Raw genomic sequence first — 15,237 nt, 5'->3', positions numbered from 1 at the left:
TCGCGGGGCGGATCGCGGTCCTACGGACCTGTGCCGAAGCGGCCGGCGGCTCCGTGGCCGACGCGGCCGGGTTCCCCCGAACCGAGGAAAGGAGAGCGCTCCTCATGCTGATCCGCATCGGGAACGGAAAGGAGCACGGACCGCCTCCGCCCGGTCCGCGCCTGCCCCGGCCCGTACAGACCGTGGTGTTCACCTGGTGGCGGCACACATGGGCCAAGAGGCTGCGCGACCGTTACGGTGACATCGTCTCGCTGAGGGTCTTCCCGTGGCGCACGGTGATCCTGGTCATGAACAGCGAGCACATCGGGGCCATGTTCGGCGCACCGGCGTCGCTGTTCCATGTCGGGGAGGGCAACCGGGTCCTGACACCGGTGTTCGGCGAACAGTCACTGCTCACCTCCGACGACGAGCAGCACCGGCGGCTGCGGAGGCTGATGGTCCCGCTGTTCGGGAAGACCGCGGTACGGGGATACCGCAGCGCGATCCGCGAGCTGACGGAGAAGGAGCTGGAGCGCTGGCCCCTCGGTGTGCCCTTCAGGAGTCTCGACAGAATGCGCGCGCTGAGTCTCGACATCATCTGGCGGATCATCTTCGGCCCTGACCGGGACGCGCGCCTGGACGAGACCCGGGCCCTCGTCGACAGGCTGCCGGTGGGTCAACTCACGGTGCTGATCGGGCTGAACAGCTCGGCCGCGCGTCGCGTCGTCCCGTGGAAGCGCGCTGCCGCGCTGCTGGCGCGGTTCGACTCGCTCATCCACGCGACGATCGCCGAGCGCAGGAAGGCACCCGATCTGCGCGAACGCGAGGACATGCTGTCCCGGCTGATCTGCGCGGGCGACGCGGGCGAGCGGCTCAGCGATGCCGAGATCCGCGACCAGATCATCACGCTCCTGCTCGCGGGTCACGAACCCACCGCCACGACCCTGGCCTGGGCCCTGCACGAGCTGGCGCGCGATCCTCGGGTGGCGCGCGACGCCGTGCGGGCGGCGCTCGTGGACGACTCCGCCTATCTGGAAGCGGTGGTGAAGGAATCACTACGACGGCGTCCGGCGATCTTCGAATCGATCTGGACGCTGACCGAGGACATCGAGCTGGCGGGGTTCCGGCTGCCCGAAGGGGCCACGCTCATGCCGCTGATCGGGATCGTCCATATGGATACGGCGCATTACCCGGACGCGGAGGCATTCCGCCCCGAACGTTTTCTCGACAAGAGGATTCCACCGCATGCCTTCATTCCGTTCGGTGGTGGCGCGCGGCGCTGCATCGGGGCGTATCTGTCCGTGATGCAGTCCGTCGAGGTGCTGGGGGTACTGCTCTCCGCCCGCGCCATCAGCACCGACCGTCCGAAGCCGGAGGCGGCCGTTCTCAACAGTGTGACCATGGCGCCCGCCGGTGGTGCCAGGATCATCGCGAGGCCCCTGGCCCGCATCGAACAGACCCTCCGGTGAGCGTTTCCACGCCGGAGGAAAAGAATTCGCGCCTGGATTCACTCCTGACTCGCGCCGGACGAAATCCGGCTGCCTGTCCGGTCCCGCGCCGGCGGAATGGCCGGCCTCGCGGTCGCGCAGCCGCCGCACGGGAGAGGTGTTCGTGAGTTCGGCCCCGGGCTCCCTGCCCGGATGGGAAAGGACTGACATGAAACTGCGTTCCGTCGTGACGGAACTTCCCTCACGCGAGGTCACCAATACGGACGTCATCCAGTTGATCCACCAGCAGAGCACCGGGCGCTTCACGGGGGATCTGGACCACACGGTGAACAGGGTCGCCGCGTTCCTGCGGTATTCCGGGTCGGTCACGCGGTACTGGCTCGACACCGGGGAACGCCCCATCGACCTGCTGCGCACCGCCGCGCGGCGCGCGTTGGCAAAGGCCGGGATCACCGCGGAAGAGGTCGACGTACTGATCTACACCGGGGTCTCCCGGGGGTTCCTCGAACCGGCGGGCGCCTACCACTCGGCCGCGGCGATCGGGCTCGACAAGGCCCAGTGCTTCGACATCCTCGACGCGTGCATGAGCTGGACCAGAGCCGTACAGCTCACCGACGCCCTCTTCCGCACCGGGGAGTACCGCACGGCGATGATCGTCAACGCGGAATTCAATCTCCGTCCCGGTGGCCAGGTCTACCCTCGCACCTTCCAGCTGAAGAGCGCCGAGGACCTTCGCTCGACCCTGCCGGCCTACACGCTCGGGGAGGCCGCGACCGCGACCGTGCTCACCGCGGAGGACGCCGAGCCGTGGCGGTTCCGCTTCATCTCCCGGCCGGACCTCGCACCGCTGTGCAATGTCACCCTTGAGGGCTACGAGGGTTATTGCGACCCCTCGGACAAGCTCGCCCACAACGGTGTCGGAATCTTCGCTTCCTTCGGCTTCGACATGCACGCGGCCGGCAAGCCCGAGGCGGAGAGGGTCTTCGAAGAGCTCGATCCACCGATCGACGAGGTCGCGGCCCTGTTCACCCACGCGTCCAGCAAACGCGAGTGGCAGGCGGGCGCCGACAGGCTCGGGCTCGGCACGGTGATCCATCACATCTACGACCGGATGGGCAATGTGGTCTCGGCCTCGGTTCCCGCGGCCATCGACTCCGCCATCGAAGCGGGCCGGCTTCGGCCGGGCCGGCGCGCGGTCGGCTGGGTCGGCAGCGCCGGGATGTCCTTCGGCGCCTTCACCTTCGTCCTCTGACCCTCCGGTGGGAGAAGAACATGCTGCGACACCTCGTCAAGGCCGTCTTCGGCATCGCGCTGGGAGCGGTCCGATACGCGCGCGCGTCGGCGCTGCGGCGTGACGCCACGACCCGCGAGCGGCGCCGGGCCGAGGCGGTCCTGGGATTCCTGCTCCGCATGGGCCCGATCTACATCAAACTGGGCCAGGTCGCGGCCACCCGGTCGGATCTGCTCACCCCTGACTGGGTGAACACGCTGCGGGCCCTTCAGGACCGGACTCCCCACATGACCCGGTCCGACACACGGCGCGCGGTCGAGCGGGAACTGGGCGGACCGCTGGAATCCACCTTCCGCACCTTCGACCTGGAGCCGGTGGCCAGCGCATCGGTGGCACAGGTCCACGTGGCCGAACTGCACGACGGGCAGAAGGTGGCGGTGAAACTCGTCAAGGACGGTGTCCCCGAGGAGATCGAGAGGTCGCTGCGCGCACTGTCCACACTGCTGCGGGTGGTCGACCGCTGCTCGGCCCCGGCCCGCCGGCTGGATGTGTCCCGGCGCTTCGAGGAGATTGCCCGGCTGCTGCGGCCACAGGCCGACATGCGGCTCGAAGCCCGTCAACAGCAGCGCATCGGCGACAACTTCTCCGGGCACGCGTATGTGCGGGTGCCCGCCGTGCACCCGCGGCTGGTCACCACCCGGATGCTGGTCATGGAGTTCATGGAAGGCATCCCCGGAAAGCACGCCGCCGAGGTCGACATGCCCCGCCACCAGCTCGCCCGGCGCATGCAGGACACCGTCAACACGATGCTGTACATGCATGGGCTCAGCCACGGCGATCCCCACCCGGGCAACGTCATGTTCACCCCCGCCGGGGAGATCATCCTCCTCGACTTCGGTGTCACCGCGGAGTTGAGCGAGGGCGAGAAATGGGGGCTGTCCTCCTTCTACTACGCCTGTATCCGCAAGGAATGGGAGGTGGCGACCGATCGGTTCACGCGCTTCTTCGTCCGCATCGGCCCCGAACTGACCGAACGGCGGCACGAGTACGACGCGGACATGACGCGCGTGCTGACCTACCACTTCGACATCAGTTCGAGCCGGTGGTCCACCGTCGCCTATTTCAACGACGTGAACAACGTGCTGCGGAAGTACAAGTCGATGTACACCACCAACTTCACCAAGGTGGAGCTGGTGTTCCTGTCCGGAGAGGGTTTCGCCGCACAGGTCAGTCCCGAGATCGACATCTGGGCCAACGCGCGCAAGTTCACCGACCGCTACTCGCCCTACATGAGCGCGGAGGTGGAGGCCCGTTTCCGGGCCGTCTTCACCGAGCGGATGCCCACGTCTCTACGGCTGCGCGAACGGGCCGCGGCGGCGCTGGTGGCCCCCACCCACATCGACCGGTACTTCTTCCCCAGCGTCTTCCCCGTCTTCGTCCACCGGGCCTCCGGCGGACGCGTACACGACTTCGACGGAAACGAGTACCTCGACCTGTGCGGAGGATATGGCCCCCACCTTCTCGGCTACGGCCACCCGGCGGTCGGAAGCGCGATCGCCGAGGGGCTCGAACAGGGGCCGGTCAACGGGATCGGCCACCCCCGCGAGATCGAACTGGCGGAGCTCCTCGTCGACGCGTTCCCGGCGGCCGACAAGGCCCTGCTGTGCAACTCGGGCACCGAGGCCATCCTGTTCGCCATCCGGATGTGCCGCGGATACCGCCGACGCCACAGGGTGGCGAAGTTCGAAGGGCACTATCACGGCTTCTCCGACCAGGGAATGGTCAGTTCGTGGTTCCGCTTCTCGGGCGACCGTGACCACCCGACGCCGATCGCGGGATCGCTGGGGTGCGACCCCGGGACGGTCGACAGCACACTCGTGCTCCAGTACGGCGACATCCCCGGCCTGGGCCGGCTTCGCGAGCATGCCGACGAGCTGGCCTGCGTCATCCTCGAACCCATGCCGACCTCGGTGGTCACCCTCGACACCACGTTCCTGGGCGAACTGCGCGGCATGTGCACCGAACTCGGCATCCCGCTGATCTACGACGAGGTGGTCAGCGGCTTCCGGGTCGCCTACGGAGGTGTCCAGGTGATGACCGGTATCCAGCCCGATCTCACCTGCCTGGGCAAGGTGATCGGCGGCGGACTGCCGTGCGGCGCGGTCGTGGGGCGCGCCGAGTTCGTCGACATGGCCAAGAGCTCCCAGGACCCCTTCTCCGACTACGAGAACCGGATCTTCGCCGGCGGCACACTCAGCGGCAACTCACTGACCTGCGCGGCCGGTGTGGCCACCGTGCGACACCTTCGGACGCATCCCGAGCTCTACCGGCAGCTCGACGACCACACCCGGCGGCTCGCCGCCATGCTCAGCGAGGCGGCCCGCGAACGTGGCATCGCCTGCCGGGTCAAGGCCCGCAATTCCATCTTCTCCGTCACCTTCAGCCACAACGAACCGGAGCTGTACCGGGACCGTATGACGGGAAGCAACTTCAAGGCCACCATCGCCCTGGCGTACTACATGCGCAAGCACGGGGTGTATCTGCCCGAGCTCCACAGCTTCCTGATCAGCGCCGCCCATACCGCGGACGACCTCGACGAGATCGCACGGGCTTTCAGGACGAGCCTCGACGAGATGCTCACCGACCAGCTCTTCGTCACCTGACCCACCGCCGCGCGTGCCCGACGCGGACGCGTCCGCCGACGCCCCCGCCGGGTGAGCGCCGGTCGGGCGGCGGTCGTCTCAGGTCCGGGCCGTGGGCTGGAACCAGGTGGGTCCGTCCGCGATGGCCTGCTTGATCCGGAAGAGATGGAACTCGGAGAGCGGGGGAAGCGCGTCGACCGCGAACCAGCCCACCTCCAGCGACTCCTCGTCATTGACCTTGGCCTCGCCGCCCGTCGCCCGGCAGCGGAAGGTGATGTCGAGGAACTGGCACCGGTCTCCGTTGGCGTACTGCACCGGCTGCAGCGCCTTGGTGAGCACCACGCGCTCGGCCACACAGCGTACGGCGGTCTCCTCGAACACCTCGCGCTCGGCCGTCTCCGCGGGCTCCTCGCCCGGTTCGCAGATTCCGGCGACGAGCGCCCACCTGCCCGTGTCCGCGCGCCGCCCCAGCAGCAGCCTGCCCTCGTCGTCGAAGACCACCGCGGTGACCCCCGGCAGCAGAAGGAGCTGATGGCCGGAGGTGGCGCGGATGTCGCGGATGAAGTCGGGGGTACCCATGCGGCGAGCCTACGCGGCCGTTCCCGGGCCCTGCGCCCGTGTGTTCCCGCGTGTTCCCCGCCGGGTACGCACCGAGCGGACGGTCACCCAGCCGAGGCCGGTCACGGCGAGCAGGGCGATGACGCCCTCGGGCAGCGGTCCCATCCGGGTCGCGGGCGTCAGTGAGGACCGCAGCGGCACCTCCTCGACGAGAGCGTCCGGCGTGAACATCTCGGTCCGCTCGACGATCGTCCCGTCCGGCCTGATCACCGCGCTGACCCCGCTGGTCACCGGGACGACCACGGAGCGCCCGTGCTCGACGGCCCGTACCTGGGACATCGCCAGCTGCTGGTAGGTCATCTCGCTGCGGCCGAAGGTCGCGTTGTTGCTCGGTACGGCGATCAGCTGCCCGCCGTGCTTCACCGTGTCGCGTACGGCGTCGTCGAACGCGGCCTCGTAACAGGTGACCAGGCCCACCTTCGTACCGGCCAGGTCGAAGACCCCGACCTTCTTCCCCGGTCCGAAGTCCCGCTGGACCCGGTCGACGTCCTTGCTGAAGATCCGGACGAAGGACCGCATCGGCATGTACTCGCCGAACGGCTGGATGTGCCGCTTGTCGTAGGTGTCGACGGGGCCCTTGTCCGGCTCCCACTCGATGAGGGTGTTGCGGAGGTTGCCCGATTCCGACTCGGGCTCGACGACCGCGCCGATGACCGTGGGGACGCCGATCGCCCTCACCGCGTCGTCGATGACCATGCGGGCGTCGGCGTTGCGGTAGGGGTCGAGGTCGGAGGAGTTCTCCGGCCAGAGCACGAAGTCGGGCCGGGGCACCTTGCCCGCCTCCACCTCGCGGGCGAGCTGCTCCGTGCGCTTGGCGTGGTTGTCCAGGACCGCGCGGCGCTGGGAGTTGAAGTCGAGGCCGAGGCGCGGCACATTGCCCTGGATCGCCGCGACGGTGGCGGTCCCGTCCTCCGCCGAGTCGTCGACCAGCGGCAGTGCGGCGAGCGCGGCGGCCACGGGCACCAGCACGGTCGCCGCCGCTGCCACGACCGCGGCACGGGGCACCTCTCCGGTGGTGCGGCGCATACGGAACCGGCGTACCGCTTCGAAGATCCCGAAGCCGCACAGCACCACCGCGAAGGAGAGCAGCGGGGTGCCGCCCAGCGCGGCGAGCGGCAGGAACAGGCTGTCCGCCTGTCCGAAGGCGATCTTGCCCCAGGGGAAGCCGCCGAAGGGCACCCGGGCCCGGACCGCCTCGTCCAGCGTCCAGACCGCGGCGGCCCAGACGGGCCAGTACGCGAGCCGGGACACCGCGGCGATCCCGACGCAGCCCACCGCGATGAACAGCGCTTCGGCGGCGGCGAGCGCCAGCCACGGCACCGGGCCGACCTCCTCACCCGTCCAGTGCAGCAGGGGGAGCATGAAGCCGAGCCCCGCCAGGAGTCCGAGCCCCAGGGCCGCGCGCGCCCGGCGTCCGTGCAGCACCCAGCCGAGCAGCGCGAATCCGGGCAGGACCAGCCACCACAGCGGCCTGGGCGGGAAGCTCGCGTAGAGCAGCAGGCCGGAGAGTACGGCGGCGGACGGCCGGACGAGCCCCGGCAGCAGCCTGCGGCCGGAGGGCGTGACGGCGGGCGACGGGTCGTCGACGGTGGTGATGGTGGCGCTCACCCGGCGGAGTCTACGGTGGGCGCCTGTGCGGGGCGGCGCGGGCCGCTTCCGTGCGGCCCCGCGCGGCGCCGGCCCGGCGTGATCCGGTGGGCCGTGGGAGCGTCCGCGCCGCCCGTACCCGCCCGCCGTGAACGGGCCCGCGCGCCCGGCCTGGTACGACGTCCCCTGCCACAACGTTTCTGCGCCATTCCTTCACATCTGTGGCCTCCGGCCGTTACGGTGTGCGCCAGTCCCCCGCGGACCGGCCGGTCCGGCCGTCGTGGGCGGGACGGTCACAGGTCGGGGGTCGACGGGATGACTGCACCGGCGGGCCGGGTCCGCACCCGGGAACGCGGCAGTGCCTCCGACGTGGCGGGAGCCGTGATCCTGGCCGCCTGCGCGGTCTGGTCGCTGCTCAGCGCCGCGGGGCGGGACACCCGGCCGGAAGGCGTACTCCTCGCGCTGCTGGCCGTCGCGGCGGGCTTCACCTGCGGCAGGATCTGCGGAACCCTGCTGCCGGTCGCGGCGGCCACCGCGGTCGCCGTCGCCGCACTGGTCATGGCCCTGGTGTCGCGCCACGGCATGCCGGGCGCCACTGCGGCGGCGGACATCGCCCCCGGTCACACCGGGGCGGCCGCAGCCCTGCTGGTGCTGGCGGCGGGCGCCGCCTGCTGCGCCGCGGCGGCGGCGGGGCGGGCCGCGCCGCGGGTCGCCCTGCGGCTGCTGGCCCTCTGCTCCGCCTGCGCCGCTCTGACGCTCGGTTCGGCTGTCGGATTCGCCGCGGCCGTGGGGGTGCTGCTCTGCTCGCTGGCCGCGGTCCGGACACGGCACCGGCTGGCGGGCATGGCGGTTCTCGCCCTGATCGCCGGGCTCATGGCCGGGGTCTCCTGGGCGGTGGCCGAGGACGCCCTGCCGCGGGGTCTCTCGGTCGCCCTGGAGGGCCAGCTCACCCGGAACCGGGTGCTGCTCTGGCGCGACGCGGCGGAGCTGGCGCGGGAGCATCCGCTGCTGGGCGTGGGTCCCGACCGGTTCGGCGAACTGAGCTCCACCGCGCAGGAGACGCTGGGCTCCGACGGGAAGCCGCACTCCGCCCCCTTGCAGCAGGCCGCCGAGCAGGGCGTGGTGGGTGTCGGGCTGCTCGCGGCCTCGTTCGGCTGGCTGCTGTACGTCCTGTGGCGTTCGCCGCGTACGACGGCGGTGGTCCTGACGGCCGGCGCCGCGTTGACCGCGCTGGCGGCCCTGGCCGTCGTCGGCAACGCGCTGAGCTTCACCCCGGTGACGGCGGGGGCCGGCCTGCTCGCCGGTCTCGCCTCGGCGCGGTACCCGGTGGGCGGCAGCGCGGACGGGAAGCAGCCGGCGGACGGTGCGCCACCGGCCTGAGCGGCGACGACGCACAAGGACGGACCGGGCCGGGGGCGGACCGGGCCGGGGAGGGGTCCGCCCGGTCGGGTCGGGGCAGAACGCGGACCGTATCGGGGCCGGGGCCGGAGCGGGCGGGGCGGCATCGGGTGGCGCCCGGGAGGTCAGGCTCCGGCGTGCGTACCGGTGCCCTGGAGGTGCAGACGGTCCCGGATGAACCGTACGGCCGCCTCGGCGTCGTCCACCGTGACGGTGAAGGTCCGGCCGTCGCCGAGTCTGAGCACCAGGCCCTCGCCCTTGCGCACCACCACCGCGGTGCCCTGCTCGGGCCGCCAGCGGTAGCCCCAGCCGCCCCACTGACGTGGGGTGACCGTGGGCGCGAACTCCGCGCCGACCACATGGGTGAGCAGGATCCGGCGGCGCGGCAGACCCGCGTGACCGCAGCGCACCTCCAGCGCGTCCCCGTCGACCTTGACGGCCACATGCACGAAGGCGAGCGTTCCGAACAGCATGAGCAGGCCCGCGGCGACGCAGCCGATCACGGACATCAGCAGCGGGGCGATGCCGGAGGTCCAGGTGGAGCCCACGGCCAGTTGGATGCCCAGGGCCATGCATCCCGCGCCCACGGCGGCGAGCAGCCACTGCACACGATTGGTGGCCCGGCCGGTCCATACGCTGGACGGTGCCTGGCTGGAGCCGTGCCCCGCGCTGTCGCCGTGGTGCGTCATGTCAAGCAGCGTACTCACGTCGCACACCGCCGGGGAGGGGACGAGCCGCCGCGACCGGCGGTCGGAGCGCTCAGAACGCGGGGCTGACCGCCTTCAGGAGACGCCCCTCCGCGTAGGCCATTGCGGGCTCGGGCAGTGCGGCGGCCCGTCCGCTGAGAATGACGTCGAGGGCCCCGGACGGTCCGTCCGACGGCGCGGGCACGGCGCCGATCCGGCGCAGCGCCTGGGCGGCCACGGCTCCCGCGGAACCGTGCAGGGCGAGCGGCGGCCGGCCGGGCCGCTGCACCGCGGCCCGGATCCGTTCGGCGACCAGCTCGTAGTGGGTGCAGCCCAGGACGACGGCCTTCACATCGGGCGGGGTGAGAGCGGCTGCCGCGGCGACGGCACGGTCGATGGCCGCCTCGTCGGCGTGCTGCACGGCGTCGGCCAGACCGGGGCACGGGACCTCGGTGACCGCCACGGAGTCGGCGAACCGCTGGATCAGCCCCCGCTGGTACGGGCTGCCGGTGGTCGCCGGGGTCGCCCAGATCGCGACGGGTCCGCCGCCCGCGGCGGCGGGCTTGATGGCGGGGACCGTACCGATGACGGGCAGTGCGGGTTCCAGCTCGGCGCGGAGGGCCGGCAGGGCGTGGACGGACGCGGTGTTGCAGGCGACGATCAGCGCGTCCGGACGGTGCGCGGCGGCGGCACGGGCCACGGCCAGCGCGTGGGCGGTCACATCCTGCGGCGTACGGGGTCCCCAGGGCATCCCGTCCGGGTCGGAGGAGAGCACGAGATCCGCGTCGGGCCGCAGACGGCGTACCGCGGCGGCTGCCGGGAGCAGGCCGATTCCGGAGTCCATGAGCGCGATCTTCACCCAGTCACCATAGTCGACAGCCCTTGCGGCCTGCCCGAAGTGGGGCAGACTTCGGCGGATGAGCGCCGTTGCCTGGATCGCCGTGGGTTCGCTGATCGCGTGGGTGTGGCTGCTGCTGGGCCAGGGGTTCTACTGGCGCACCGACCAGCGGCTGCCCCGTCAGGCCGAACCCGCGCGCTGGCCGTCCGTGACCGTTGTCGTGCCCGCGCGCGACGAGGCGGAAATGCTGCCGGTGAGTCTGCCGTCGCTGCTGGCCCAGGACTACCCGGGCGAGGCGGAGGTCATCCTGGTCGACGACTGCAGCACGGACGGTACGGGGCAGCTGGCCAGGGCCCTGTCGGTGCGGTACGGCGGGCTGCCGCTGACCGTGGTCTCGCCCGGGGAGCCGGAGCCGGGGTGGACGGGCAAGCTCTGGGCCGTACGGCACGGAATCGCGCTGGCCCGGCAGCGGAAGCCCGAGTTCCTGCTGCTCACGGACGCCGATATCGCACATGAACCGGACAGCCTGCGGGACCTGGTGGCGGCGGCCGGCAGCGGGGGTGCCGACGGGTTCGACCTGGTGTCCCAGATGGCGCGGCTGCGGGTGGTGAGCACCTGGGAGCGTCTGGTGGTGCCCGCGTTCGTGTACTTCTTCGGGCAGCTGTATCCGTTCCGGCGGGTGAACCGCGCGGGTGCCCGGACCGCGGCCGCGGCGGGCGGCTGTGTGCTGCTGCGTACGGAGGCCGCCGAGCGGGCCGGGATCCCGGAGTCCATCCGGCAGGCGGTGATCGACGATGTGTCGCTGGCCCGCGCGGTGCAGCGCAGCGGCGGCCGGATCTGGCTGGGGCTCGCGGAGCGGGTCGACAGCGTGCGGCCGTATCCGCGGCTCGGGGACCTGTGGCAGATGGTCGCGCGCAGTGCGTACGCGCAGCTGCGGCACAGCCCTCTGCTGCTCGCCGGCACCGTTGCGGGGCTGGCGCTCGTCTATCTCGCTCCGCCCGTCACGCTGGTGGCCGGGCTGCTGACGGGTGATCCGGCGGCGGCCTGGGCGGGCGGTGCGGCGTGGGCGGTGATGACGGGGACGTATCTGCCGATGCTGGCGTACTACCGGCAGTCGCTGTGGCTCGCGCCGCTGCTGCCGTTCACCGCGGTGCTGTACCTCCTGATGACGGTGGACTCGGCGGTGCGGCACTACCGGGGCCGGGGGTCGGCCTGGAAGGGGCGTACCTACTCCCGCCCCGAGGCCACCCCCGACCTGTGACCCGGTCCTCGCCCCGGCCTCGGCCTGCTACTTCCGGCCCGGGGTCCAGTTCATGCCCCATCCGTAGGCGGCGTCGATGGTGCGCTGCGGGCTGACTCCGCGCTCCGGTACGAGATAGCGGGCCTCGCGCCGCACGGTGAGGTCTCCCCCGTCGTTGCTGATCAGGGCGAGGGCGCAGACGGTGGAGGGAACGGTGCATTCGTCGAGCGAGAAGTCGATCGCCGCGCCGTTCTGCGGCCGCAGGGTGACGGTGGCGTGGAGATCGGCGAAACTCCGGGCGCCTTCATAGATGGTGACGAAGATCAGAACGCGGCGGAGCCGGTCCTTGTGGTCGAGGTTGACGGTGAGGTTCTCACCGGTGGAGACGGCTCCGGTGCGGTCGTCCCCGTCCAGATGGATATAGGGCGGCTGCCGGAGTGAACCGAAGGCGTTTCCGAGTGCCTGAACAACTCCCTTGCTGCCATCGGTGAGTTCGTAGAGGGCGCAGAGATCGAGATCGAGGTCGGCGTGCATGGCGATGGCCCTGCCGAGTTTGGCTCCCCAGCCCTTGAACTGTTTGCGCACTTCCCAGTTGAGATTGACGCGAAGTGCTCCGGAGGAACCGCCCTGTTTGGCCAGAGAGACGGAAGGGGCTTCCTTCGTCAGTGTGACCTTGGTCAGTCTTACCGGCTGCGGGACGGGCGGCGCGGGAGGGGCGGGCGGTGCCGCGGGGACGGACGGGGTGGGTGGGGGCGGCGCGGCGGGCGACGACGGGCGCGGAGGTGACCCCGGGGACTGCTGCGGTCGCGGCTGCCGGGGCGGACGGGATGGTGCCGGCTGCCGGGGTTCGTCGACGGAGATGCCGAAGTCCGTCGCGAGGCCCTGGAGCCCGGTGCTGTACCCCTGGCCGACGGCACGGAACTTCCAGGCGCCCTGACGCAGATACAGCTCCCCCAGGATGAGGGCGGTCTCGACCGTGGCGTCCGTGCTGTCGAAGCGGGCGATCTCGGCACCGTCCGCCACGTCCACGATCCGTACGTACAGTCCGCTCACCCGTCCGAAACCGCCGCCGTCCGCCGATGCCGTGACGACGACACGGTCGATCGCGGGTTCGATCCGCGTGAAGTCGACCAGGAGGGTGTCGGTGACACCGCCGTCACCGGCCGTCCTGCCTTCGTGACGGACGGCGCCCGAGGCGTGCGCGGGCTGGTTGTAAAAGACGAAGTCCGCGTCGTCGCGAACCTTTCCCGACACCAGAAGGAGTGCCGAGGCATCGACATCCGGCGCCCCGGGAGAGGCCCGCCGGCCCAATTCGACCCGCACGGCCCGAGCCGGCACCGGAACATTGGTTCCTTTTAGCATGGTCATGCTCGCCCCCATCGCGAGTCCGGGTGCCCAAAAGCTTTTCCCGTCAAACCTAATCCCCCCGCCGTCCCCCGCAGTCCACGGCGGGCGCGGGGACCCGCCCGGCGATCGCCGGTAACCTGCCGTGAACTCGCCCTTTACACGATCACTACGCCACCAGGCGCCCTTTTTTGCCAAGTTCGCTCGCATTGGGGATCGTGGTTCACTCACAACACGTAAAACAACCCTCTTATCGGGCTCCCCAACCAGCTCATCGTGGGCTTAACTTAGGTGCCATGACCTCCCCTCGCTCCACCTACGGCGGCGGCTACTACGCCGCACCGTCGTTCGCCGACACTCCGATCTACGACTCCCTGGTCGCGGAGCGGGGCACCCCTCAGATCGCTCCGATCCGAGTGCCTGCCGCCTATGACACCGGCAACAGCTATCTGCCCGCGCTGCCTTCGGCGCTGCCGGCCCTTCCGGCCGCCCCCTCGCAGCCGGGCCCGTCGTACGGCTACCAGCAGCCGATGGCCCCTCAGTACCAGCAGGCCCCGGTGCAGCACGCTCCGATGCAGCCCGCCCATCTGCAGCACGCCCCGGCGCCGTACATCCCGCAGCAGCCGGCCCCGGCACGCGGCTATCAGCCCCAGCCGCAGCCGCAGCGGCCCGCCCCCGGGACCGGGTACGAATCGATGCGGCCGGCCTCTCCCAGGCCCGCACCGGCACCGTCCCCCTACGAGGACCCGTACAACCGCCCGTACCAGGGCCGGGGGTACTGACAGCCGGACGACAGGGGCGCCGCGCGGCGGGCCCGCGGCCACGCACGACCGTGGCGCAGGCCCGATCGTGGACGGCCGTGCGCGCCGAGGGGACCGGCGGGGTGGACGCACGGCCGCTCCGGGACGCCGCCGTGTGTGCCCCGGTGAAGCCGTCGCCGTCGAGCCATGGGGACTCGACGACGGCCCTCCCCGGAGCCCGGCCGACAGCGCGGGCGAGGTCGTCACGCGAGGTCAGCAGCCATGTATGACGCAGGTGTCGGCCGCGTACCGGCGGACCGCCATCGGCGAGCCCTCCGCCCGGACGCTCGGGCCGTGCGGGCGTCGTGTGATCACCACAGCCGGGAAGAACCTCCTCTTCGGCCGGAATCGGATCCCCGGGCGGACCGCGGCGGGCCGGGTCGGGGATCCTGTCCACGGCACCGGCAGGCCTCCCGGCCCGGGAGCCGGGAACTCGCCCGGACAGGCCGGACGTTGGAGCAGTGAGGTTGCTCTCTCCTCGCTTCCCCGGCAGGCGATCCGTGCCATATCGGGATATCACGGATTCGGTGGGTCACGGATACGGAACGGGGTGCGCGCTGATGCGAGCCGTCTGGGGAGTCTGGCGTTGGCGCCGCAATCCCCTGCGCCGTGCCACCGACCGGCGCGAGGCCTGGCTGGCACTGGCCGCCCTGCTGCTGGTGGTGCTGGTGGCGCCGGCGCTCGGCTGGGTGTGCGGCGCGCTGACCGACGACGCCCTCCAGGAGTCGGTCCGGGCCCAGCGGGCCCAGCGCCATCCCACGACCGCGGTCGTGGTGCGCCGGGCGGCGGGCCCGCCGCGCCTCGCCGGGGAGCAGGAGGGCTCCTCCGGACGGGCCGCGCACACCACGGTGGTGGCCAAGTGGCGTGCCCCCGACGGCAGACCCCGCAGGGGCACGGTGTCCACCGCCTCCAAGGTCGGGGGGCCCGGTTCCCGGGTCCGGATCTGGACCGACGCCGCGGGGCGCCCGGCGCCTCGCCCCATGGACGTGCCCACGGCCCACACCCACGCGGTGCTGGCCGGAGTCGGCGTGTTCCTGCTCGTCTCCGGATTCATCGAAGTGTGCAGACGGCTGATCGTCTGGCGCATGGCGCACCGGCGTTACGCGCTGCTGGACCGGGCCTGGGCCAGGGCCGGTCCGGACTGGGGCAGAGCCGGGACCGGCAACTGACGTCCCCTCCCCGTGCGCGGCCCCGCCCGCGCTCCCGCATCCGGCTCCCCCACCGCCGGGTGCGGCCGTGACCGGCGGGCCACGGACCGTCACACGGGGCCGCCCGTCGGGCTGGTCAGCGCCGGACCCGTCAACTCCGGCGCCTCGCGCGCGCTACGGTGGACCGGCCGCCCGCCCCCTCGGCAGGCGGACCCGGAGCTGTCGCCGTCCCCTGGACGTCGGCACCGGCGCATCGCCCGCCGCGACGCGGACGTACC

At 71.6% G+C, this 15,237-nt stretch carries 12 protein-coding genes; 7 read left to right on the top strand and 5 right to left on the bottom strand.

The genetic code is table 11. From position 1 onward, the window contains the following. Positions 1-104: 104 nt before the first annotated feature. From ABT170_RS30295 to ABT170_RS30285, 3 genes are all read left to right on the top strand, one after another. Positions 105-1,448 carry a cytochrome P450 gene (locus ABT170_RS30295; protein WP_329945214.1) on the top strand — a complete coding sequence of 448 codons (1,344 nt, stop codon included), beginning with the start codon at positions 105-107 and terminating at the stop codon, positions 1,446-1,448. Positions 1,449-1,635: 187 nt separating this feature from the next. Continuing rightward, positions 1,636-2,679, top strand: coding sequence for a 3-oxoacyl-[acyl-carrier-protein] synthase III C-terminal domain-containing protein (locus tag ABT170_RS30290; RefSeq protein ID WP_329945215.1), 1,044 nt, complete (start codon positions 1,636-1,638; stop codon positions 2,677-2,679). A 20-nt stretch (positions 2,680-2,699) separates the two neighbouring features. Beyond that, on the top strand, positions 2,700-5,321 hold the full coding sequence (locus tag ABT170_RS30285; RefSeq protein WP_351872622.1) for an aminotransferase class III-fold pyridoxal phosphate-dependent enzyme: 2,622 nt from the start codon (positions 2,700-2,702) through the stop codon (positions 5,319-5,321). A 78-nt stretch (positions 5,322-5,399) separates the two neighbouring features. On the opposite strand, the gene ABT170_RS30280 is transcribed toward ABT170_RS30285, so the two are convergent. Together ABT170_RS30280 and lnt are read right to left on the bottom strand one after the other, a co-directional pair. Then, positions 5,400-5,879, bottom strand: a complete 480-nt coding sequence (locus tag ABT170_RS30280) for an NUDIX hydrolase (RefSeq protein ID WP_329945217.1) — start codon at positions 5,877-5,879, stop codon at positions 5,400-5,402. 9 nt (positions 5,880-5,888) lie between these two features. Continuing rightward, positions 5,889-7,526 (bottom strand): apolipoprotein N-acyltransferase, encoded by a 1,638-nt coding sequence (lnt, locus tag ABT170_RS30275; protein WP_329945218.1) that lies wholly within the window; start codon positions 7,524-7,526, stop codon positions 5,889-5,891. A gap of 294 nt (positions 7,527-7,820) precedes the next feature. Between lnt and ABT170_RS30270 the strand changes: the two genes are divergently transcribed. Beyond that, positions 7,821-8,885, top strand: a complete 1,065-nt coding sequence (locus tag ABT170_RS30270; protein WP_329945219.1) for an O-antigen ligase family protein — start codon at positions 7,821-7,823, stop codon at positions 8,883-8,885. 143 nt (positions 8,886-9,028) lie between these two features. Here the strand turns inward: ABT170_RS30270 and ABT170_RS30265 are convergent, their stop codons facing one another. Together ABT170_RS30265 and ABT170_RS30260 are read right to left on the bottom strand one after the other, a co-directional pair. Continuing rightward, complete coding sequence (locus ABT170_RS30265; protein ID WP_351872617.1) at positions 9,029-9,592, bottom strand: hypothetical protein; 564 nt, start codon at positions 9,590-9,592, stop codon at positions 9,029-9,031. 70 nt (positions 9,593-9,662) lie between these two features. Then, entirely contained in the window at positions 9,663-10,448 is a 786-nt protein-coding gene (locus ABT170_RS30260; RefSeq protein ID WP_329945220.1) for a glutamate racemase, read from the bottom strand. Between the two features lie 58 nt (positions 10,449-10,506). On the opposite strand from ABT170_RS30260, the gene ABT170_RS30255 reads away from it, so the two are divergent. Then, positions 10,507-11,688, top strand: a complete 1,182-nt coding sequence (locus ABT170_RS30255; RefSeq protein WP_351872613.1) for a glycosyltransferase — start codon at positions 10,507-10,509, stop codon at positions 11,686-11,688. Between the two features lie 27 nt (positions 11,689-11,715). On the opposite strand, the gene ABT170_RS30250 is transcribed toward ABT170_RS30255, so the two are convergent. Further along, a complete protein-coding gene (locus ABT170_RS30250) occupies positions 11,716-13,047 on the bottom strand; it encodes a TerD family protein (protein ID WP_351872610.1) in 1,332 nt (443 codons plus the stop codon). Between the two features lie 260 nt (positions 13,048-13,307). Between ABT170_RS30250 and ABT170_RS30245 the strand changes: the two genes are divergently transcribed. Then, positions 13,308-13,793: a DUF6643 family protein gene (locus ABT170_RS30245; RefSeq protein WP_266928845.1), complete on the top strand. Its 486-nt coding sequence runs from the start codon at positions 13,308-13,310 to the stop codon at positions 13,791-13,793. Between the two features lie 578 nt (positions 13,794-14,371). Beyond that, positions 14,372-14,980: an Rv1733c family protein gene (locus ABT170_RS30240; RefSeq protein ID WP_329945223.1), complete on the top strand. Its 609-nt coding sequence runs from the start codon at positions 14,372-14,374 to the stop codon at positions 14,978-14,980. The last annotated feature ends 257 nt before the right edge of the window (positions 14,981-15,237 follow it).

This window comes from Streptomyces sp. NPDC001787, assembly GCF_040297465.1.
GTDB lineage: Bacteria > Actinomycetota > Actinomycetes > Streptomycetales > Streptomycetaceae > Streptomyces.
The sequence above is the reverse complement of the archived record's forward strand: the minus strand, read 5'-3'. Positions and strand labels throughout refer to the sequence as shown.